Source organism: Streptomyces malaysiensis subsp. malaysiensis (assembly GCF_040653035.1).
GTDB lineage: Bacteria > Actinomycetota > Actinomycetes > Streptomycetales > Streptomycetaceae > Streptomyces > Streptomyces malaysiensis.
This window is the reverse complement of sequence record NZ_JBEZNG010000013.1, coordinates 151,433-172,767: the sequence shown is the minus strand read 5'-3', so window position 1 is coordinate 172,767 and position 21,335 is coordinate 151,433. Positions and strand designations below refer to the sequence as shown.

General features: G+C 71.0%; 18 protein-coding genes and 1 riboswitch. Of the genes, 13 read left to right on the top strand and 5 right to left on the bottom strand.

Going from position 1 to position 21,335, the window contains the following annotated elements; genetic code table 11:
- Positions 1 to 13 precede the first annotated feature (13 nt).
- Positions 14 to 1,033, top strand: a complete 1,020-nt coding sequence (locus AB0E24_RS25440; protein WP_359380211.1) for an LLM class flavin-dependent oxidoreductase — start codon at positions 14 to 16, stop codon at positions 1,031 to 1,033.
- Between the two features lie 96 nt (positions 1,034 to 1,129).
- On the opposite strand, the gene AB0E24_RS25435 is transcribed toward AB0E24_RS25440, so the two are convergent.
- Positions 1,130 to 2,419 carry a hydroxyacid-oxoacid transhydrogenase gene (locus tag AB0E24_RS25435; protein WP_359380208.1) on the bottom strand — a complete coding sequence of 430 codons (1,290 nt, stop codon included), beginning with the start codon at positions 2,417 to 2,419 and terminating at the stop codon, positions 1,130 to 1,132.
- Positions 2,420 to 2,527: 108 nt separating this feature from the next.
- Here AB0E24_RS25435 and AB0E24_RS25430 point away from each other — a divergent pair, with 108 nt between their 5' ends.
- From AB0E24_RS25430 to AB0E24_RS25420, 3 genes are all read left to right on the top strand, one after another.
- A complete protein-coding gene (locus AB0E24_RS25430) occupies positions 2,528 to 2,902 on the top strand; it encodes a hypothetical protein (RefSeq protein WP_359380205.1) in 375 nt (124 codons plus the stop codon).
- On the top strand, positions 2,902 to 3,678 hold the full coding sequence (locus AB0E24_RS25425; RefSeq protein WP_359380201.1) for a 2-keto-4-pentenoate hydratase: 777 nt from the start codon (positions 2,902 to 2,904) through the stop codon (positions 3,676 to 3,678). Before AB0E24_RS25430 ends, AB0E24_RS25425 begins: the two co-directional genes overlap by 1 nt.
- A gap of 124 nt (positions 3,679 to 3,802) precedes the next feature.
- Positions 3,803 to 4,609 (top strand): FHA domain-containing protein, encoded by an 807-nt coding sequence (locus AB0E24_RS25420; protein ID WP_147964974.1) that lies wholly within the window; start codon positions 3,803 to 3,805, stop codon positions 4,607 to 4,609.
- 67 nt (positions 4,610 to 4,676) lie between these two features.
- Here the strand turns inward: AB0E24_RS25420 and AB0E24_RS25415 are convergent, their stop codons facing one another.
- On the bottom strand, positions 4,677 to 5,069 hold the full coding sequence (locus AB0E24_RS25415) for a glycosyl hydrolase (protein ID WP_069861889.1): 393 nt from the start codon (positions 5,067 to 5,069) through the stop codon (positions 4,677 to 4,679).
- A 261-nt stretch (positions 5,070 to 5,330) separates the two neighbouring features.
- On the opposite strand from AB0E24_RS25415, the gene AB0E24_RS25410 reads away from it, so the two are divergent.
- Both AB0E24_RS25410 and AB0E24_RS25405 read left to right on the top strand, forming a co-directional pair.
- Positions 5,331 to 6,104 carry a polysaccharide lyase family 7 protein gene (locus AB0E24_RS25410; RefSeq protein WP_232636819.1) on the top strand — a complete coding sequence of 258 codons (774 nt, stop codon included), beginning with the start codon at positions 5,331 to 5,333 and terminating at the stop codon, positions 6,102 to 6,104.
- 261 nt (positions 6,105 to 6,365) lie between these two features.
- Positions 6,366 to 8,240, top strand: a complete 1,875-nt coding sequence (locus tag AB0E24_RS25405; protein WP_359380196.1) for a serine/threonine-protein kinase — start codon at positions 6,366 to 6,368, stop codon at positions 8,238 to 8,240.
- A 112-nt stretch (positions 8,241 to 8,352) separates the two neighbouring features.
- On the opposite strand, the gene AB0E24_RS25400 is transcribed toward AB0E24_RS25405, so the two are convergent.
- The 3 genes from AB0E24_RS25400 to AB0E24_RS25390 form a co-directional block, all read right to left on the bottom strand.
- Positions 8,353 to 8,997, bottom strand: coding sequence for a DUF305 domain-containing protein (locus AB0E24_RS25400; RefSeq protein ID WP_359380194.1), 645 nt, complete (start codon positions 8,995 to 8,997; stop codon positions 8,353 to 8,355).
- Between the two features lie 141 nt (positions 8,998 to 9,138).
- Complete coding sequence (locus AB0E24_RS25395; RefSeq protein WP_435855297.1) at positions 9,139 to 10,089, bottom strand: DUF1996 domain-containing protein; 951 nt, start codon at positions 10,087 to 10,089, stop codon at positions 9,139 to 9,141.
- 249 nt (positions 10,090 to 10,338) lie between these two features.
- Positions 10,339 to 10,878 carry a DUF2165 domain-containing protein gene (locus AB0E24_RS25390; RefSeq protein ID WP_232636816.1) on the bottom strand — a complete coding sequence of 180 codons (540 nt, stop codon included), beginning with the start codon at positions 10,876 to 10,878 and terminating at the stop codon, positions 10,339 to 10,341.
- Between the two features lie 332 nt (positions 10,879 to 11,210).
- Between AB0E24_RS25390 and AB0E24_RS25385 the strand changes: the two genes are divergently transcribed.
- From AB0E24_RS25385 to AB0E24_RS25355, 7 genes are all read left to right on the top strand, one after another.
- On the top strand, positions 11,211 to 11,681 hold the full coding sequence (locus tag AB0E24_RS25385; RefSeq protein WP_069861897.1) for a carboxymuconolactone decarboxylase family protein: 471 nt from the start codon (positions 11,211 to 11,213) through the stop codon (positions 11,679 to 11,681).
- Between the two features lie 40 nt (positions 11,682 to 11,721).
- On the top strand, positions 11,722 to 12,645 hold the full coding sequence (locus AB0E24_RS25380; RefSeq protein ID WP_102933856.1) for an RNA polymerase sigma-70 factor: 924 nt from the start codon (positions 11,722 to 11,724) through the stop codon (positions 12,643 to 12,645).
- A 58-nt stretch (positions 12,646 to 12,703) separates the two neighbouring features.
- Positions 12,704 to 12,917, top strand: a riboswitch (cobalamin riboswitch).
- A gap of 62 nt (positions 12,918 to 12,979) precedes the next feature.
- A complete protein-coding gene (locus tag AB0E24_RS25375; protein WP_459117469.1) occupies positions 12,980 to 14,020 on the top strand; it encodes an ABC transporter substrate-binding protein in 1,041 nt (346 codons plus the stop codon).
- Positions 14,017 to 15,030: a FecCD family ABC transporter permease gene (locus AB0E24_RS25370; RefSeq protein WP_232636815.1), complete on the top strand. Its 1,014-nt coding sequence runs from the start codon at positions 14,017 to 14,019 to the stop codon at positions 15,028 to 15,030. The genes AB0E24_RS25375 and AB0E24_RS25370 overlap by 4 nt, the downstream gene beginning before the upstream one ends.
- A 119-nt stretch (positions 15,031 to 15,149) precedes the next feature.
- A complete protein-coding gene (locus AB0E24_RS25365; RefSeq protein ID WP_351375471.1) occupies positions 15,150 to 15,875 on the top strand; it encodes an ABC transporter ATP-binding protein in 726 nt (241 codons plus the stop codon).
- A 230-nt stretch (positions 15,876 to 16,105) separates the two neighbouring features.
- The gene (locus tag AB0E24_RS25360; RefSeq protein WP_359380189.1) at positions 16,106 to 20,227 is read left to right on the top strand and encodes a bifunctional nitrate reductase/sulfite reductase flavoprotein subunit alpha; all 4,122 of its coding nucleotides are present in this window, start codon (positions 16,106 to 16,108) and stop codon (positions 20,225 to 20,227) included.
- Between the two features lie 96 nt (positions 20,228 to 20,323).
- A complete protein-coding gene (locus AB0E24_RS25355; protein ID WP_069861908.1) occupies positions 20,324 to 21,256 on the top strand; it encodes a LysR family transcriptional regulator in 933 nt (310 codons plus the stop codon).
- Positions 21,257 to 21,335 lie beyond the last annotated feature (79 nt).

Genomic DNA, 21,335 nt, shown 5'->3' with positions numbered 1-21,335 from the left:
CTGGAGGAGCCCTGTGCCGCTGACCTCGAAACCCTTGCGGAAGCTGGGCTTCTTGACCATCGGGCTGTTCGATGAGGCCGACCCCCGCCGGGGCCATGAGTCGACACTCGACATCATCGAACTGGGCGAGCGGCTGGGGTTCGACAGCGCCTGGGTGCGCCACCGCCATCTGCAATACGGCATCTCCTCTCCCGTGGCCGTTCTGGCGGCGGCCACGCAGCGCACCAGCCGCATCGAACTGGGCACGGCCGTCATCCCGCTGGGATGGGAGAACCCGCTGCGGCTGGCCGAGGACCTGGCGACGGTCGACATCCTGTCCGGGGGCCGCCTCAACCCGGGGGTCAGCGCCGGTCCGCCGCATCACTACGAGCACGTCAAGGGCGCGCTCCACCCCGACACCGCCGATACCGAGGACTTCAGCCATGAGCGGGTGCGCAGGCTGCTGGACTGCGTACGCGGCGAACCGGTCACCGGCATCAGCGGTGTCGAGGGCTTCGAGGTGTTCTCCGACCGCGTCCAGCCGCACGCCCCGGGGCTCGGCCGCCGCATGTGGTACGGCGGTGGCAGCCTGCGGTCGGCCCAGTGGGCCGGTGAGCACGGAATGAACCTGCTCACCAGCAGTGTGGTGAAGGCGGAGGAGTCCGAGGACTTCGCCGAGATCCAGCTCTCGCACATCCGGACCTTCCGCGCCCACCACCCCGACGGCGACCGTGCCCGGGTCTCCCAGGGACTCGTCGTCATCCCCACCGACAGCGCCTCACCGGAGCAGCGCGCGAAGTACGAGCAGTACGTCGCGAAGCGGATGCCGCGTACCGCCACGCCTCAGGGCCCGGCGCGGATGATGTTCGCGCCCGATCTCGTGGGCACCTCCGAGGAGATCGCCGAACGGCTGTCCTCGCACGCCGCCTTCCGGGAGGTCGAGGAGGTCGCGTTCGCGCTGCCCTTCACCTTCGACCACGAGGACTACGTCCAGATCCTCACCGACATCGCCACCGAACTCGCCCCGGCACTGGGCTGGCGACCGGCCTCGTAGCGCTTCATAGGCGACCGGCCCCGTAGCGCTTCGTATCGGATTGACCTCGAAGCGGCGCCCGGTCTCGCAGACGCGGCCGGTCGACGGTTTCTCATCTCACCAGAGCGACAGGGAGCGGTCGAGGATACCGGCGAGGTCGTCCTCGGTGACCGCGCGCGGGGCGGTGGCCAGCAGCCGCTGCTGTTTCATGGTGCCTTCCACCAGGGCGGGGATATCGCCCTTGCCGTAGCCGACACCGCCGATGCCGTTGGGCATGCCGATGTCGCGCATCAACCGCTCGATGGCGGCCGGCAGATACTCGGCGAGGTCGCCGGGGCGTTCCATTTCCGGGGCGAGGAGTTCCGCGGCCCGGAGGTGCCGTTCGGGCTGGGCGGCGAAGGTGAAGCGGAACGCCTCCGGCGCGGTGAGCGAGACGGCCATGCCGTGCGGGACCATCGGCTCGTGTTCCGGGTAGCCGGCGGGGTGGAAGTCCTTCACCCGTCCGGCGATCGGGTAGGCGTTGGCGTGGGGGATGTGTACGCCCGCGTTGCCGAATCCGAGCCCCGCGAAGGTGGCCGCCAGGGCCATGTCCGACCGTGCCCCGGGGTCGTCGCCGTCGCGGACCGCGGTGCGGAAGGACTGTGCGAGCAGGTGCAGGGCCCGTTCCGACCATGCGTCGGAGATGGGATTGGCGCCGCAGTACGGTACGCGCTGTTCGGGGCGCTTGCGCGGCAGCGCGTCGTACGGGCGGGCCGTGTAGCTCTCCAGCGCATGGCACAGGATGTCCATACCGCTGGCGGCGGTCACCCCGGCGGGCAGGGTGAACGTCAGATCGGGGTCGATGACCGCGAGTGCGGGTCGCAGCCTGGCGTGGCTGATGCCGGTCTTGACCTTCAGCTCCAGGACGTCGAGTACGCAGATGGTGGTGGACTCCGAGCCGGTCCCGGTGGTGGTGGGGACCGCGACCAGCGGCTTGAGCGGGTTCACCGGCGCCAGCGCCCTGCCCACCGGCGCGTTGACATAGTCCATCAGCTCGCCGGGGTTGGTGCTGAGCAGGTTGACGGCCTTGGCGGTGTCGATGCTGGAGCCGCCGCCCACCGCGACGAAGGCGTCCCACGGGCCCGACGCCAGCGCGTGGTCGGCCGCCTGCCGCAGGCTGACGTCGGTGGGCTCCACGTGCACCCCGTCGAAGACATGGGCCTCGATGCCGAACGCCGTCATCCGTTCGGCGACGCGGTGCGGTGCGCCGGTGGCGGCCACTCCGGCGTCGGTGATCACGAGGACCCGGCGGACCTCCCGCTGGGCGAGGTCGTAGCCGATCTCGTCGGACGCTCCCGGCCCGAACTTCAGCGCCGGGGCGCCATAGGTGAACACGGACTCGGGTCCGGCCGGAACGGTGGTGCTCATACGCATCCCTCCTGAGGGATCGGACGGGGCCGCACGATCAGGTGCGGAAGCCGTTGAGTGTGAAAGCCGTTGGGGGGCGACCCACATCGAGCGCGGCCGCTGGGCGTCATGACCGAAGACGACGGTGGCGTCCGACCGCTCGGCGATGCCGCGGATCTTCTTCTCCACCGAGCCCTACCAGGTGGACAGGTCGTTGACAATGACGGTCTCCGGGGCGGCGAGCGGTTCGGCCGCCCCTTGGTGCGGCGGGAGAAGCGGCTGATCGGTAGTCTCTACGGCTCGGCCAACACACCGGTCGACATCCCCAAGCTCGTCGATCTGTTCAAGACCGGCCGCCTGCCGCTTCACAAGCCGCTCGGCGAACGGTACGAACTGTCGGCGATCAACGAGGCTTACGCCGCGCTGTCGCGGGGTGCCACCGGCCGTGCGGTGATCATCCCCGACGGGGCGGTGAGCGGCCGCCCGCGGGCAAGGAGAGACTGATGCAGAAGGACCTGATCGCAGAACTGGCGCGGCGCCTGTGGGAAGCCGGCAACGGAGCCGCCGCGGTGGACCCCGCCGCGGCCGATCGGCTCGATGACCTCGAGCTGGCCTACGCCGTGGAGAGCGCGACCCGCGACCTGGCGATCGCGGCCGGGGAACGGGCGATCGGCTACAAGATCGGCCTGACGTCACAGCCCGCGCGGGACACCTTCGGCGCCGATGAGCCCTCCGCCGGCCACCTGCTCGCCGGCAGGCTGCTCGAGCACGGCGAACCCCTCGCCACGGCCGGGCTGTTCAACCCGCTGGCGGAGGTGGAGGTCGCGTTCACGCTGGGCGAGGCGCTGCCCGGCCCGGATGTGACCGCGCAGGACGTCCGCGATGCCACCGCCACCGTCGCACCGGCCTTCGAGATCGTCGACAGCAGGTGGCACGGCGGTCCGCGCGGCCTCCCCATGCTCGTCGCCGACAACACCAATGCCGCGCGTGCGGTGCTGGGGTCCGCGGTCGCGCTGTCGGCGTCGGGGGATCTGTCGCGGCTCACCGCCACGCTGACGATCGGCTCCACAACGGTGCCGGGAAGCGCGGCCGCCGTCATGGGCGACCCCGCCGAGGCGGTCGCCTGGCTGGCCCGGCACCTGCTGCGCGGCGGCAGGCGGCTGGAGGCCGGGGACATCGTCCTGAGCGGCACCCTGTGCGCTCCGACGGCGATCAGCGCCGGTGACCACCTGATCGCCGACCTGGGCGAGCTGGGCCGGATCGAGCTCGACGTCAACTGACCGATGGCGCGCACCGCGTACTCCGGCCGCGGGCTCGCTCTGGGACGGGTCCCGGCGGAGGGCATGGACCCTGGTGGGCGTGTCTGCGCACCTGCCGAGCATCCGCCGAACCGAGGAGACCCCGATGCCCCTCTCCGCCAGCCTCGCGCGCGGAGTCGCGCCCAGCACCCCCGGCACGCTGCACGCCCGTACCGTGATCGGCGACCTCAGCGCCCCGCCCCGGCCGGGGCTGACGGTCCGCTTCGGGCGCGGGGAGAAGCCGGACGTGGATCTGGGCGTGGGCGTGGACGACCTGCGGGTGAGCCGGCGGCACGGTGAGTTGACCTACCGTCAGGGGCAGTGGTGGCTGCGGAACACCGGGCGGCAGCTCGTACGGCTGCCGCGCGGCCGGATGATGCATCTCAGCACCGAGCCGATCCCGCTCGACACCGGCTACACGCCGCTGTTCGTCAAGGGCTCCGGCTACCGTGAGCACCTGGTCGAGCTGTATGTGGCGGGCCACGACGACCAGGGGCCGGTGTCGCGGCGGCGCGCCGAGACCCTGCGGCCGGAGATCTGGCCGCTCGAGGACGACGAACGGCTGCTGCTGGTCGTCCTCGGCCAGCGGTATCTGCTGTACGAGGAGGATCCGCGGCCCCTGACGTATGCCATGGCGGCCAGGCAGCTCGGCTATCTCCGTCCGGACGCCGGCTGGAACGAGCGCAAGATCGAGTATCGGATCGAGGCCGTACGGCGCCGGCTGCACAACACCGGCTTCAGGCACCCGCTGATGCACGACAAGTCGCAGGGCCGCCCGGCCGACAACGGTCTGCTGCACAACCTGCTCAAGGGGTTGGTGGAGTCCACGACGCTCGTACCGCCCGATCTGGAGCTGATCGAGGACGACGCCCTCTGGCCCGACCCCGATCCAGGTCCGGCGCCCGAACGGTAGCCACCGGGTCCGTGGTGCCCGATCCAGCGGGCACCACGGACCACCGGGGTCAGCTCACCACGTCAGGTCACCACCAGGTGGTGCAGGCGACCTCGGGGAAATTGCTTGCCTTGCCGCAGGCCCGCATGAGGTTGCCCCGGTTGTTGAACGCGTCGGTGAAGTTGCTGCCACCGGTGTTGATCTTCGTGACGCTGAGCTGCTCCCAGGTCCGGCCGCCGTCGAAGCTGCGGTCCACCCACACCAGATCGCCCGGTGAGCCGAAGATCCTGCCCCATGCGCACGCTCCGTTGTACCGAAGCTCGATGCCGCGGGAGTGGGTCGAGGCGTTCGCGACCGTCCTGGCGTTGTTGGTGTTGCAGCCTTCGGCGGCCTGAGCCGCGGTCGGGGTCACCGCGGTGAGCAGGGCTCCGGCGAGTCCTGCCGCTGCGAGGGTTCCGAGAAAGGTCTTGCGCATGCTCATGGCTGACGTCCTTCCGATTGTCGCTTTTCCGGGACCGGATGGCGCGGGTCGGAGATCCGCTGTGATGACATCGCTCATCCGGCGACACTTCCGGGTATAGCGGGAGGTTTCCGGGAGGGGTCCCGGCCCGCACCCGGGCCCGGCCCGCACCCGGAAGACGGCCCGTCTTCGGGACCCGTCCCGGAAGCGGCGGCGAACGATGGGAAGCGGCCCCACCCGTCACTCCACCGCTCCGGACCGGAAGGAACACCCATGAGGTGCATGCGCATCGTCGTTCTCGCGGGTATCACCGCGGCCGCCTCGACGGCCCTCGCGCTCCCGGCACAGGCCGGTATCCCCGCCCGCGACGCCACCACCACGGCGGCCCCGTGCGAGTACCCCGCCGATGTTCTCGACCTCACCAACTGGAAGGTGACCCTGCCGACCGGCGACGACGAGGACCCGACCGAGATCACCCAGCCCGAGCTCGCCACCTTCTCCGCCAAACCCTGGTTCCAGGCCGACGAGGACTGCGGCGCGGTACGGTTCCGCGCCGCGGTCGACGGTGTGACGACGGGGAGCTCCAGCTACCCGCGCGCCGAACTGCGCGAGATGACGGACGATGGGGAGGAGGAGGCCAGTTGGTCGACCGATGAGGGCACCCACACCCTCGTGGTCACCGAGGCGTTCACGGCGCTCCCCGAGGACAAGCCGCATCTCGTCGGTGCCCAGATCCACGGCGGGGACGACGATGTCACCGTCTTCCGCCTCGAAGGCAGCAAGCTCTACATCACCGACGGGGACGACACCCACCACCACCTCGTCACCGACGACTACGAGCTGGGCACCGAGTTCGAGGCCAAGTTCGTGGTGCGGGACGGGAAGATCGACGTCTACTACAACGGGGAGCGCGAGACCGCGATCTCCCACGACGACGACAGCAACTACTTCAAGGCGGGGGCCTACACCCAGGCCAACTGCGGCAACTCGGACCCGTGCGACGCTGACAACTACGGCGAGGTCCAGATATCCGGCATCAAGGTCACCCACTCCTAGCCGGGGAGGAGCGCGGTGCCGGGCCCCGCCCGTAGTGGAGGCCCGGCACCGCCGTAACCTCCACAAAGGTGAAGATTTCTGGAGTGGTGGGTGAAATCCCTTCTCAACCAACCAGGTCCGCCGCGCCGCGCGCGGCCGCCGCGCCTCTTGCCGCCCTCACGAACGCCGCGAACAGTACGTGTCCCTCCGTGTACGCAGTAAGTTCGATCCGCGTGCCCGGTAACGGCAGGTGTTCTGGACTCGTACGAGGGGAGTGTCGCCGTGCGACGGGGGGAGAAGGTGGGCAAGTACCGGCTCACAAAGGGGCCTGTCGAGGGAGGGAGAGGCGCGGTCTGGTTCGCCGTCGACACCGAGCTGGGCCGGTCCGTCGTCCTCAAACGGGCCCTGCTCGAGAACAACGGCCAAGCCGACTTCGACGAGTTGCTGGCCGAGGCCCGCGCTCTGGCGAAGTTCAGCCACCCGAACGTGGTCACTCTCTACGACGCCGTCCGCGCGGGCAAGGGCAGGAAGGCCACGTTCTGGCTGGTGATGGAGCATGTGACCGGGGGCAGCCTGGACGTCCCGGTCAAGATGGCCCCGGAGCTCGCGGCGCATATCGGCGCGCAGATCGCGGGCGCGCTGGCGGCCCTGCACCACAAGGGCATCGTGCACTGCGACGTCAAGCCCGGCAATATCGTGATCACACATGACCGAGTGGCCAAGCTGACCGACTTCGGCGCCGCGTACCGGGTGGACGGCAGCGAGACCATCACCCCCAACGGACCGGTGAGCCTCACCCCGTTCTTCGCCGCCCCCGAGGCGTTCCGGGGCGCACCCGAGCGCGCGTCCGATGTGTTCTCCCTCGGGGCCACGCTGCACTGGCTGGTGACGGGGACCGCGCCGCTGCGCGGCCCCGGGCGCGCGGTCCGGCTGGAGACCATCGCCCCCCAGGTCGGCCCGCTCGGCGGGGTGGTCACGGCGATGCTCCAGCGCGACCCCGGAGCCCGGCCCACCGCGGCGGAGGTGCTCGGCGTCCTCACGGACATCGCGGGATCGCCTGACCGGTTCCCGACCCTCCCGCTGACCCCGTCGACCACGCCCTATACGGCCACCTTTGGATACGGTGAGATCCCGGCGGGAGGCCGGACGCGCACGACGGCGCCCCTCGTCGGACGCCGCCCGTTACTCATGGCCGGTGCCGCCGCCGTGACGGCTCTGGCCATCTCCGTTCCGTTCATCGTGATGAGCCTGGGCGACGACGGCGACCAGGCCGATCCGGCGCCGAACAAGCCGAACAAGCCGAACAGCGCCGCCTTCATCGGCGACCCCCGTACCGCCGATCCCTGCTCCTTGCTGAACGCCACCGTGTTCGACCGGTACGGCGAGGCCGAACTCGACCGTGACTACGGCAACTTCAACCGGTGCGACGTCCTGCTGAGGGAGCGGAGTGAGGAGGTCGTGGACGTCAGGGTGGAGCTCGACGCCGATCCGCTGCCGGAGGGCGTGGCGAGGAAGACCAGGGGCAGGGTCACCGTCGTGGAGCGCGCGGCCGAGGACGACGCGTGCGAACGGGCCGTGGCGGTGACCGCCGCCCACGGCAACAGCCTTCGGGTCACCGCGGCCGCCAGACAGCCCGATGAGCTCAAGGAGCCGCTGTGCGACACCGCCGACCGCGCCACGGGACTCGCGGTCAAGGTGCTCAACCGCGGTGCGGTCCCCCGGCGTTCCCCCGGCTTTCCGGCCAGTTCGCTGGCGCATCTGGACGCATGTACGTTGCTCGACGTCAAGGCGCTGGAGAAGGTGCCCGGTATCGACGCCGGGGACCCGGACGTCGGATTCGGCCGCTGGGACTGCCAGTGGAAGAGCACCACCAGGGAGTTCGAGGTGGACTTGCGGTTCGACCAGGGCGATCTGCCGCATGAGAAGAACTCCCGGTCCACGAGGCTCGGTGACCGCCAGGCGATCGTGCTGCCGGAGAGCGAGGGGCCGGGCACCTGCCGTGTCGAGGTGGTCCACCGTGACTACACCGGCCTGGACCGGGTGAAGGGGACCGAGCGGGTGGCCCTCGTCATCAAGGGGGCGGGCGCCAAGGATCGGCCCTGCGAACTGGCCACCGATCTCGCCGCGTCGGCCGCCACCGCGCTGCCGTCGGTCTGACGGCCGAGCGTCGGTCCGACGACCGCCGTCCGCCCGACGGCGCCCTCCGCCGGACTCCGCCCAACGGCCGTCCTCCGCCGGACGGCCGCCCTCAGCCCGGCGTGGCGCCGCGCTACGGTCGGCCGGACGTCGCCTTGAGGAGGCGGGCGCGCCAGGTGAGCGAGGTCTTCTCCACGCTCGCGGCCAGCTTCTTGGTGGCCGGGTCGGTGCCCGCCGAGCGCGCGGAGTGGGCGATCTTCGCCGCCTGGTCGAGGTGTTCGCGCATCGCCGCGAGGAAGAGCGCGTCGAAGGCGGCGCCCTTCGTTCCTTCGATGGTGCGCAGTTCGTCCTCGGTCACCATGCCGGGCATATCGTGGCCCTGGTGCGGGTTGGTGTCGGGCACGCCCGCCCGGGAGAGCAGCTCTCGCAGCTGGACGAGTTCACCCCGGTAGTCGGCGGCCACCAGTTTCGCCCACTTCTCCACCCCGGCGTCGGAGGAGTGGTCCGGGACCAGGCCCAGCAGGAGTGCGGCTTGGTCGTCCATCGCGATCATCAGCTGGATCCAGCCGATATCGCTGGAGTTGAAGGTCCCCGATGTCGCCTGCCCGTCCGGGGGCCGGGTGGCGGCGTTCCGCGCGGCCGACGTCGACCGCCCCTCGCCCGTTGGCTTCCCGCCACCGCCACCGCCGTCGCTGCCGCATCCCGTGGTGAGCAGCGTGGCGGCGGCGAGCAGCACCGCTACGGACGCCACGCGCCGTGTGACGGCTGCCGCTGTCATCTCGACTCCCCTCGTCCGTGATGGGCGGAGCCCCCGGTGACGGGGCTCCGCCCACCGGCGGGACGGGATCGCCCCGCCGGTTCGTACGCTCTCCTTCTGCGTCAGGGACGGCCAGCCCGGGTCAGAGGCGGGCCCTCTCGGTCAAGGACGGCCGTCGGCGCCGCACTTGATGATCGGGTTGATGCAGTCACGCACCCGCCGGGCCATCTCGTCCTCGGGCCAGGCGTTGAAGAAGTCACCGTGCATGGTGAATCCGCCACCCGATGCCAGCTTGAACCGCGAGGGGTCGCCGCTGACCGGGTAGCGCAGCACCTGGCGCAGCTTCGGCACGGCGACCGGGTGTGTCGCCGGGCACTGGCCACCGACCGGGTAGGCCATGTGGCTCTTGTGGTCGGGGGAGTCCAGGTCCTTCCCGTTCCAGCACTGGGGGAAGTCGAGGTAGGACTCCAGCATCGAGCCGGACGGGCAGTTCACGAAGTCCTTGGAGGGGTTGACCTCTCCGTGGTGCAGGCAGGACCACCGCGAGATGGACGAGGGATCGTCGATCCCGGTGGCCTTGGCGTTGCCCGCCACGATCCGCAGCCCCGCGGGCAGCGGCTTGATGTTCGCGATCACATCGTCGCGCACACCTTCACCGAGGTAGTAGAAGGTGGTGCCGGTGGGCTCGACCTCTTTGCCGTTGTCGTAAAGGGTGGGAGTCCAGTACGACGACAGGTCGGCGATCGGGTCGCAGCTGGTCCGGCCCTTCTTCAAGGCGGCCAGATCGGTGTGTGCGTTGGTCGAGTCGTTGCCGAAGAAGCTGTGCATATGGGACGCGCCGGGGAGCCCCGGGAACACGATCGGGTCGTCCGGCAGCCGGTGGGTGAACGGGCACTCGGCCACGAACTCGGCCACGCGCACCGGTGCCTTGACGCTCGGCGCGCTCGATGACGCGCCGGTCCTGTCGTTGGCGCGCAGATCGGCACGGGCGCTGGCCGAGCCGGTGGACAGCATGGACAGGATGAGGCCGACGGCGGCGAGGATGACACCCGGCCCTCGCCAGTGGCCGAGTACACGCCGTAAGGGCGGGAAGCGCGGGGGTGTACGTGACATGACTCTCCTTTCCGTGCGCACACGGAAGAGCGAAAAGAGCGGGAGAGCCCTGCGGTGTGGTCACGCGGGGCGGTTCAGAGAGCGCTCTCACAGAGCGGTGCTGCGGACGCTAGAGGTGGCGCAGGTCACTGTCAAGAGTCCGCGTCAACGAGGGGCGGTCGCCGTCCAACGGCGAGATCGTCGCTGTCCTCTGAGCGGAGCCCGCTCGGTCGATCCGGCCCGGCGATCCCGTTCGGCCATCCCGCTCGGTCAGTCCGTGGCGCCGGGGTCGGTGCGCTCGTCCGAGAGCAGATGAATGAGCAGCAGGACAACCCCGGAGATCATGAAGACGCGAGTGGCGGCCTCCAGCCCGTTCCACGCCTTCGACTGCCACATGGCGAACCATTCGCCGCCGATGGCGATGAACCCGGCACCGAACAGCACCATCAGCATCACGAGCCCCAAGGTGCTGGCCTGACGGGCGCGGCGAACCCTGCCCCCGCGCAGCCCCGCGCACCACATGGCCGTCGCGGCGAGGAGAACGAGCGCGGCGACGCTCTCCCAGACGATGATGGCGATGTAGGCGGTGTCCTGGAGCGTGGTGGACTCGATCGCCCGCCACATCAGATCGTTGTCCTTGAAGGTGGTGTCCATCGCCAGGACATGCCGTACGAACTGCTGATTGGTGTCGAAGTCGGTGATGTTGCCGAAGGCGACAAGCGTGATGTACAGCGCGATCGTTCCGGTGAGTACCCCCGAGGTGAGGGCATAGCCGCGGGGGGAACGTATCCTGCCGGTTCGCTCACTCACGATGGCCTCTGCCTCCCGCTGTATCCCCGTTGGCCGGGCCGAGTTGATCGACCCGAGCCGTAGCGTACAACTGACCGGATCCGAGCGGTCATGGATGCCGTACATGATGCGCGAAGTGCCGTCGCTCCCTCCGGGATACGCGTCCCGGAGGGAGCCGGGCGCCCCGGCGAAGGTGGCGGTGTACGTCGGTGCCGTGAGGGTGGCGCTCAGCAGCGGTATGACGAACTGCGCGCTCGGGGCGGGGAGACGCAGGTCACAGCCGGCGATGTCACAGGGGGTCGGGCTACCCCGTCTCAGGGGTGTAGCCACTGACAACCGCGGAGGAGCACACCATGGACGCGCGACTGAACTACTTCGACAGCGTCACCGCCGGCAAGATCCTCAAGCCCGTGATGACGGCGGGCAAGGCGGTCAAGGACTCGCCGCTGCCGGCCGCTGCGCAGGAGCTGGTGGCGCTTCGGGTGAGCCAGATCAACGGCTGCGCCGCCTGTGTCGACATGCACACCAAGGAGGCCGCCGCGGCCGGTGAGACCGCGGTGCGGCTGAACCTGGTGGCGGTATGGCGCGAGGCCACGGTCTTCACCGAGGCCGAGCGCGCCGCGCTGGCGCTGGCGGAGGAGGGGACCCGGGTCGCGGACGCGGCCGTCGGGGTCGGCGACGAGGTGTGGGCGAATGCCGCCAAGTACTACGACGAGGAGCAGCTCACCGCTCTGGTGATCTTGGTCTCGTTCATGAATATGGTGAACCGGCTGAACATCATCACCCAGCAGCCGGCCGGCGACTACCAGGTCGGGCAGTTCTGACCGGCCGGTGGTTCAGGGGGATCCGGGGGAGGGGAGCCGTGTGAGCAAGGTCGAGGAGTTCGAGGAGCTGCGGCCGCTGCTGTTCTCGATCGCCTATCGGATTCTGAGCAGTGTGAGCGAGGCCGAGGACGCGGTGCAGGAGACCTGGCTGCGCTTCGACGGCTCGGCGACCCGGCCCACGTCGACCAAGGCGTTTCTGTCGGCCACGGTGACGCGGATCTCCATCGATGTGCTGCGCTCCGCCCGGGTGCGACGGGAGGAGTACATGGGCCCGTGGTTCCCCGAGCCACTGCTCAGGGACCCGTATCAGGATCCGGCCCGCGCGGTGGAGCTGGCCGACTCGGTGTCGATGGCGGCGTTGCTGCTGCTGGAGCGGCTCAGCCCGCTGGAGCGGGCGGTGTTCGTGCTGCGGGAGGTGTTCGCCTTCGGGTTCGACGAGATCGCCACGGCGGTGGGGCGCTCGGAGGCGGCATGCCGGCAGCTGCTGGTACGGGCTCGGCGGCATATGGAGGCCGGGCGGCCGCGCTTCGAGGCGGACCGGCGGGAGCGGCAGGAGCTGGCCACGCGGTTCTTCGACGCGCTGACGGACGGCGATGTGGGTGGGCTGCGGAATCTGCTGGCCGCCGATGTGCGGCTGGTCGGGGACGGTGGCGGCAAGACCCCGCAGCTGGCGAAGGCCGTCGTGGGCGCGGAGAAGGTGGCCCGGTTGCTGGGCACGGCCTTCCCCTGGCTGTTCCGGGTGGATGTGTCGTTCGAGCCGCATGAGGTCAACGGCCAGCCCGGGGCGATCTTCCATGACCGGGACGGCAAGGTGCTCCACACCCTGGCCCTCGATGTGCTCGACGGGCGTATCCAGACCGTCCGCACGGTGTCCAACCCCGACAAGCTCGGCCACCTCGGCCCTGTCGGCGATGTCTGGGCCGTCGACCGCGAGATACGGCAGGCCCGCCGACGGCCGAACTGACCTGCTCGGCCCACGAGTCCATCCGCTTCCACGACCGGCCCTTGCGACCGACCCCTCTTGATAGGCTCGGGGAGCCAGTCGTGCCACATCCGAGGCCAGGGAATCCGGTGTGAATCCGGAGCTGACGCGCAGCGGTGAGGGGGACGGGCGGGGCATGTGATGCCACTGGAAGGAGTCCATGACGGCCGCGAGGCCGCCGCGGACGAGCACCGGGAAGGCGCCCCGTCCGGACGAACCCGAGTCCGAAGACCTGCTGGCACCTCCGCGACCCTGTGCGCGGAGGGACGTCCGTAGGCCAGGCTCCGCGTACGAGCCCCGACCCCGAGGCATGCCCGTGCTCAGCTCCGCCCGCCGCACCGCGGCCCTCCTGCTCGCCCCTGCCCTGCTGCTCACCGCATGCGGTGGCTCCGGCCATGACACCGCGGACGCCGGAAAGCCCGCCGGTTCGGGCTATCCGCGAACGATCGACAACTGCGGCCACAGAACCACGTTGACGTCCGCCCCGAAGCGGGCCGTCTCGCTCAACCAGGGCACCACGGAGATCCTGCTCGCCCTCGGCCTCGCCGACCGCCTGGCGGGGACGGCCATGTGGACCGACCCGGTGCCGAAGGGCCTGGAGAAGGCCAACGCGACGGTGCCGCGACTGGCGGACAACGCGCCCTCCTTCGAGAAGGCCCTGGACGCCGAACCCGACTTCGTCACCGCCTCGTTCGTCTCCACCCTCGGCAGGGGCGGTGTGGCCACCCGTGAGCAGTTCGAGAAGCTGGGTGTGCCCACCTACGTCTCGCCGTCCGACTGCTCGGCGGGCAGGGACCCCGACAGCGGCGGCGACGGCTCCCGCGGCAGGCCACTCACCTTGGACGTGGTCTACGGCGAAATACGCGACCTGGCCCACGCCTTCGGTGTCGACGAGCGTGGCGAGAAGCTGGTCGCCGAGTTGAAGCGGCGTGTTCGTACGGCCACCGAGGGGCTGGACGCCCCCGGTGTCTCCCTCATGTACTGGTTCGCCAACTCCCAGTCGCCGTACCTCGCCGGCTGCTGCGGCGCGCCGGGCGCCATCACCCGGGCCGTCGGGGCGGAGAACGCCTTCTCCGACACCCACGACGAGTGGCCGCAGATCAACTGGGAGACCGTGGCCGACCGCGACCCGGACGTCATCGTCCTCGGCGATCTCACGCGCAAGCAGCAGACCGCGGAGACCGCCGAGGCCAAGATGCGTTTCCTGCGGACCCACCCCGCCACCCGCAACCTCACCGCGGTGAAGAAGAAGCGGTACATCCTGCTGAGCGGGCAGGCCATGAACCCGTCCCTGCGCACGGTCGAGGGGGTCGAGCAGGTCGCCGCCGGACTGCGCGACTTCGGTCTCGCCAGGTGAGCGCCCGCCTCCTGCCGCTGCTCGCGGGAGGCGTGGCCGCGCTGCTCGCGTCGGTCGCCTTCGCCGTGACCATCGGCCCCGCCGACATCTCCACGGCCGACGTATGGGCGGCGGTCAGCGCCCATCTCGGCCTGGGCGAGAGCACGTTGCCGCCATTGCGCGACGGCATCGTGTGGAACCTGCGCATGCCCCGCACGCTGCTCGCCGCGGTGTGCGGGGCGGGTCTGGCCCTCTGCGGGGCCGTGATGCAGTCGCTGCTGCGCAATCCGCTGGCCGATCCGTTCGTCCTCGGGGTGTCCTCCGGCGCCTCCACCGGGGCCGTCGCCGTGGTCGTCCTCGGGGTGGGCGGCGGGGCCGTATCGCTGTCGGCGGGCGCGTTCACCGGTGCGCTGCTCTCCTTCGGCCTGGTCCTGGCGCTCAGCCACAGCCTCGGTGGCAGCACCGACCGCGTGGTGCTGTCCGGGGTGGCCGCCATGCAGCTGTTCTCCGCGCTGACCTCGTTCACCGTGCTCACCTCCGCGGACGCCGAGACCACCCGGGGCGTGCTGTTCTGGCTGCTCGGCTCGCTCACCGGCGCCGGGTGGGGCGATGTGCTGCTGTGCGCCGCCGTCCTGGCCGGCGTGCTCGCGGTCTGTCTCGGGCACGGCCGCACCCTGGACGCGTTCGCCTTCGGGGAGGAGGCCGCGGCAGCGCTCGGCGTACGGGTGGCCCGTGCCCGTCTCGTCCTGCTGTGCGCGGTCGCGCTGCTCACCGCGACCCTGGTCAGCTGCGCCGGGGCCATCGGCTTCGTCGGCCTGGTCCTCCCGCACGCCACCCGCGCCCTCACCGGCTCCGGCCATGTCCGGCTGCTCCCGGTCACCACACTGGCCGGAGCCATCTTCCTGGTGTGGGTGGACACCGCAGCCCGTACCGTCATCGACCCCCAGGAGGTCCCGGTGGGCGTGGTGACGTCCCTCATCGGCGTACCGGCCTTCGTGGCCGTGCTCCACCGCGGCCGGAGGAAGACGTGAGCGACTCCACGGCGGGACGCCCCGCCACCGCCACCCCCGCCACCGCCGCATCCCCCGCCACCGCCGAGGCCGCGCCCGGACTCCGCGCCGACCACGTCAGCCGCCGCACCCACGACCGGCTGATCCTCGACGGTGTCACCCTCACCCTGCGCCCCGGCGAGACGGTGGGCCTGCTCGGCCCCAACGGCTCGGGGAAGTCCACCCTGTTGCGGCTGCTCGCCGGGGTCCTCGCCCCCTCCGCCGGAGTCGTCACCCTGGACGGCCGCACACTGCCACAGGTCGGCCGCCGCGCCACGGCCCGCCGTATCGCCACCGTCGAACAGCACGCCCACACCCAGACCGAGCTGACCGTGCGCGAGGTCGTGGCCCTCGGCCGTATTCCGCACCGGCGCGCCTGGTCCGCGGCCTCCGCCGTGGACACCCGGGCCGTCGACGCGGCCCTGGAACGCACCGGACTGACCGACCGGGCCGGTCAGTCGTGGCACACCCTCTCCGGTGGCGAACGCCAGCGTGCCCAGATCGCCCGTGCCCTCGCCCAGGAACCGCGTGAGCTCCTGCTGGACGAGCCGACCAACCACCTCGACATCCAGCACCAACTCGACCTGCTCGACCTCGTCGTGGGTCTGCCCATAGCCACCCTGATCGCCCTCCACGACCTCAACCTCGCCGCGATGTACTGCGATCGCCTGCTCGTGCTGCGCGAGGGACATGTCGTGGCCGAGGGCACCCCCGCCGATGTGCTGACCCCGTCCCTGATCAAGCGGGTCTACGGGGTCCGGGCCGATGTCACCCACGATCCGGGCCACCCGGTCATCCGCTTTCTGCGCCGGCCGCCGAAACCGTGAAGCGGTGGGCGGCATGCGGCTCTCGAACCGCCGGACGCCGAGCCGTCGCGTTCACAGCCGCCTGCCGGGCCGTGTGCGGTGGGCGTAACCCCGGGTGATCGGCCGGAGAGACATGCGTGTAATCAGAGGTGTGTACGGTCCCGGAGAGTGGGACCAGGCCGAACACACGAACAGGCCGAGCACACGAAAGGGAGGCGCCCGTGGTCGCGCCGGGCTCGCGGAGCGAGGGCATGACGAGGGTCCGGACGGTCTGCTCGTACTGCGGGGTGGGCTGCGGCATGGTCCTCGACGTCGGCATGGGACCGGACGGGCGGCGTACCGTCCTGAAGGCATCCGGGGACAGGGAACACCCCGCGAACTACGGGCGGCTGTGCACCAAGGGCGCCACCACCGCCGATATGCTCGCCGCCCCCGGGCGCCTGGCGGGGGCGCTGCGGCGTCCGCGGCGCGAGGAGGCGCCGGTGCCGGTGCCCGTGGACGAGGCGATCGCCCGGACGGCGCACCGGCTGCGGGCGATCGTCGACGAGCACGGGCCGGACGCGATCGCCCTCTATGTCTCCGGCCAGATGAGCCTGGAGGCGCAGTACCTCGCGAACAAGCTGGCCAAGGGGTTCATCCGGACCAATCAGATCGAGTCGAACTCCCGGCTGTGCATGGCCGGCGCCGGCACCGGCTACAAGCTCTCGCTCGGCGCCGATGGACCACCCGGCTCGTATCAGGACTTCGACAAGGCCGATGTCTTCTTCGTCATCGGCTCCAACATGGCCGACTGCCATCCGATCCTGTACTTGCGGATGAGGGACCGGATGAAGTCGGCGGGCGCGAAGCTGATCGTCGTCGATCCGCGCCGCACCGCCACCGCGGCGAAGGCCGATCTGTTCTTGCAGATCAAGCCGGGTACGGATCTCGCCTTGCTGAACGGTCTGCTGCATCTGCTGCACACCGACGGACATACGGACCCGGAGTTCATCGCCGCGCACACCGAGGGCTGGGAGGCGATGCCCGGTTTCCTCGCCGACTACCCGCCCCGTACCGTCGCCGAGATCACCGGCATCCCGGAGGACGACATCCGGGAGGCGGCGCGGCTCATCGGTGAGGCGGGGGAGTGGATGAGCTGCTGGACGATGGGGCTGAACCAGTCCACACACGGCACCTGGAACACCAACGCCCTGGTCAATCTGCATCTCGCCACGGGCGCGATCTGCCGACCGGGCAGCGGGCCGTTCTCCCTCACCGGGCAGCCCAATGCCATGGGCGGCCGGGAGATGGGCTATATGGGGCCGGGGCTGCCCGGGCAGCGGTCCGTGCTCGCCGACGCGGACCGGGCCTTCGCCGAGGAGCTGTGGGAGCTGGAGCCGGGGACGATCCGCGCCGACGGGGTCGGCAAGGGCACCGTGGAGATGTTCCGGAAGATGGCCGAGGGGAGCATCAAGGCGTGCTGGATCATCTGCACCAACCCGGTCGCCTCCGTCGCGAACCGCAAGACGGTCATCGAGGGCCTCGAGGCAGCCGAGTTCGTCGTCACACAGGACGTGTTCGCCGAGACGGAGACGAACGCGTACGCCGATGTCGTACTGCCCGGCGCGCTGTGGACCGAGGCCGAGGGCGTACTGATCAACAGCGAGCGCGATCTGACCCTCGCCCGGCCCGCGGCCGATCCGCCCGGTGAGGCGATGGCGGACTGGCGGATCATCGCCGCGGTGGCCCGCGCCATGGGCTACGAGAAGGGTTTCGCGTACGACAGCGCCGAGGAGATCTTCGAGGAGATCAAACGCGCCTGGAACCCGGTGACCGGCTGGGACCTGCGCGGTGCGAGCTACGAGCGGTTGCGCACGACCCCGGTGCAGTGGCCGGTGGCGAGCCCGGAGGGGCCGGACCGCAATCCCATCCGGTACCTCACCGGGAGCGGTTCGCCGCTCTTCCCGACCGCGAGCGGCCGTGCGGTCTTCCACGCCCGCCCGCACCTCCCGGCGGCGGAGTTGCCCGATGACGACTATCCGTACGTACTCAACACCGGCCGCCTCCCGCACCAGTGGCACACCCTGACGAAGACGGCCAAGGTGGCCAGGCTGAACAAGCTCGACCCCGGTCCCTTCGTGGAGGTGCATCCACGGGACGCGGCCGAACTGGGCCTGGCCGAGGGCGATTCGGTGGAGGTCGCCTCGCGGCGCGGGCGGGCGGTGCTGCCCGCGGTCCTCACCGACCGGGTGCGGCCGGGCTGCTGTTTCGCGCCGTTCCACTGGAACGACCTGTTCGGCGAGTACCTGAGTGTCAACGCGGTGACCAGCGACGCCGTGGATCCGCTGTCGTTCCAGCCCGAGTTCAAGGTGTGCGCGGTCTCGTTGACCAAGGTGGCCACCCCGGTGACGGTACGGGACCCGGCCCTGATGAGCACGGAGTCCACAGCCGCGGGGCCCGCAGTCTCGGGGCCCGCCGGAGGCGCGGCGGTCCCCCCACGGCCTGCCGCCCCTGCCCCGTTCGGGCTGGAACCCGCCCCGCCGCCCGTCCTGGCCGAGCATGAGCGCCGGTATCTGACCGGCTTCCTCGCCGGGGTCCCGGCCGGAGCCCCCGGTGTGCCCGTTCTGCCGCCGGACGCCCCGTTCAGCCCGGAGCACGCCCTGTGGGTGAACGGCGTACTGGCCGGGATGTACTCCAGGGCCGAGCCGGCCCCTGCCACGGCACACGGCCCCGGCGGCTCCCCGGGGCCGTCCGCCCCGCCCGAGGACGCTTCGCGCCGCCGGGTCGTGATCCTCTGGGCGTCCCAGACCGGGAACGCCGAACACTTCGCGACCGCCACGGCCGAGCGGCTCACCGCGGACGGCCACACCGCCTCCCCCCTGCCCATGGACGAGGCCGACCCCGCCGCGCTGCCCTCCGACGCCGATCTGCTGCTGATCACGAGCACCTTCGGTGACGGCGACGCCCCGGACAACGGCGCCGGATTCTGGGCCGCCCTCGCCTCGTCCGACGCCCCGCGCCTGGCCGACCGGCGCTACTCGGTGCTGGCCTTCGGCGACTCCTCCTACGACGACTTCTGCGGCCATGGCCGCCGCCTCGACCGGCGGATGGAAGAACTGGGCGCCGTGCGGCTGGCCCCGCGCACCGACTGCGAACCGGACTACGAGACCGAGGCCGGGGCCTGGCTCGACCAGGTGCTGACCGCGCTGAGGAGCGCGGGGCGACCGGCGCCCGACCGGCCCACGTCGGCCGGGAGCGAGTCCCGGCCGAGCCGCCCCGTCCGGACCACCGCCCGTCTGACCGGCAACCATCCGCTGAGTCTGCCGGGCGCGGACAAGGAGGTCCGCCGCTTCACCTTCGACACCCGTGACGGCGGGACACCGCTGGTCTACGAGGCCGGTGACGCCCTGGCGGTGTACCCGCTCAACCGGCCCCACACCGTGACGGAGTGGCTGGCCGCCACCGGCCTCCACGCGGAGGCGACCGTTCGCGTCAAGGGCGTCGGAGACGTGCCCTTCGCCGAGGCCCTGCTGCGCCACTTGGACATCACCCGCATCACCCCCGACCTGTTGCGGTTCGCCGCCGACCACGCCCGCGACCCGCGTGAGCCGCGGAAGCTGCTGCGGCCGGACAACAAGGGCGAGCTGGCGCGGTGGTCGTGGGGACGCCAGGCCGTCGACGCGGTCGCCGAGTTCGGCGTCCGGGCCGGGGAGCAGGAGTGGGCGGATGCGCTGGGGCGCCTCCAGCCCCGGCTGTACTCGATATCCTCCAGCCCGCGGACCGATCCCCATCTGGTGTCACTGACGGTCTCCGTCGTCCGCTACGAGAACCCGGGCGGCCGCCCGCGCCAAGGCGTCTGCTCCCCCTTCCTCGCCGACGCCGAGCCCGGCACCGCGGTACCGGTCCGCGTCCGGCGCGCCCCGCACTTCCGCCCGCCCGCCGATCCCGCCACACCCGCGGTGATGGTCGGCCCCGGCACCGGTATCGCGCCCTTCATCGGCTTCCTGGAGGACCGCGGGGCCCGTGGCCACCACGCCCCGAACTGGCTGTTCTTCGGCGAACAGCACCGCGCGACCGACTTCTACTACGAGGAGGAGCTGACCGGTTTCCTCGCCGGGGGCCTCCTCGCCCGCCTGGACACCGCCTTCTCCCGCGACCAGCGCACCAAGGTCTATGTTCAGGACCGCATGCGCGAGCACGGCCCCCTGCTGTGGTCCTGGCTCCAGGACGGCGCCCACTTCTACGTCTGCGGCGACGCCTCCCGCATGGCCAAGGACGTCGACCGGGCCCTGCGGGACATCGCCACCGTCCACGGCGGCCTGGACGAGGCCGAGGCCGCCACGTACATCAAGCAACTCGCCGCCGACGGGCGGTACGCGCGCGACGTCTACTGACGGCTCCCCCGGGCCCGTTGCCGGAAGTGATCCAATTGGCTACGTTCGGCCGCATGGCGGATGCCGAAGGCATACCGCTTCCCACGGAGGCCGTGCATGCTGCTGCGTCAGCTGGAGTACCTCGTCGCGCTCGCCAGGGAGCGGCACTTCGCCCGCGCGGCGGCCGCCTGCTATGTCTCGCAGCCCTCGCTCTCCGCCGCGATACGCAGGCTCGAACACGAGCTGGACGTGCCGATCGTGCGGCGGGGGAGGCGCTATGAGGGGCTGACCCCGGAGGGCGAGACGGTGCTCGCGTGGGCACACCGCATCCTGGCCGAGCGGGACGCGCTGCTCCAGGAGCTCTCGGCCCTGCGCGGCGGGCTGACCGGCACCCTGCGCCTGGGTGTCATCCCGACCGCGCTGCCCGCCGCGTCCCTGCTGACCACCCCGTTCTGCGAACGCCACCCCCGGGCCCAGGTCAGCGTCGAGTCGCTGTCGTCCGCCGACATCACCCACGGGCTGACCGAGTTCGAGCTCGACGCCGCGATGACGTACCTCGACGACAGCGCTCCGCGCGCCGTGCGCCGCCAGCCGCTGTACGAGGAGCGCTATGTGCTGCTCACCCCGGTGGACGGCCCGCTGGCCGGTGTCCCGCGGGCCCGGTGGTCGCAGGCCGCGTCCCTGCCCCTGTGCCTGCTGGTCCCCCGGATGCGCAACCGCCGCATCATGGACGAGTGCTTCGCGGCCGACGGTGCCACCGCCACGCCCGCGATCGAGTCGGACAGCGTGGCGGGGCTGTACGCGCACCTCCGCGGCGGGCGCTGGTCCAGTGTGATCTCACACGCCTGGCTGCATATGTTCGGCGTGCCCGCGGGGATGCGGGTCGTACCACTGGACGGACCCGCCCGCGGGCCACGGGTCGGCCTGGTCACCGGCACCGACGATCCCCCGTCCGTGCTCGCCGAGGCGCTGCTGACGGTGGCCCGGGAAGCGGGGGTGCGGGACGCGCTGGACGAGCTGCTCCACTCCTACCTGGGCGGACACCGCTGATAGAAGCGGGCTATGCCGACATAGCGAGGATCGCTTTGACCGGGGCGAACGACTCCGGGGATCGTGAAACGCACCCGCA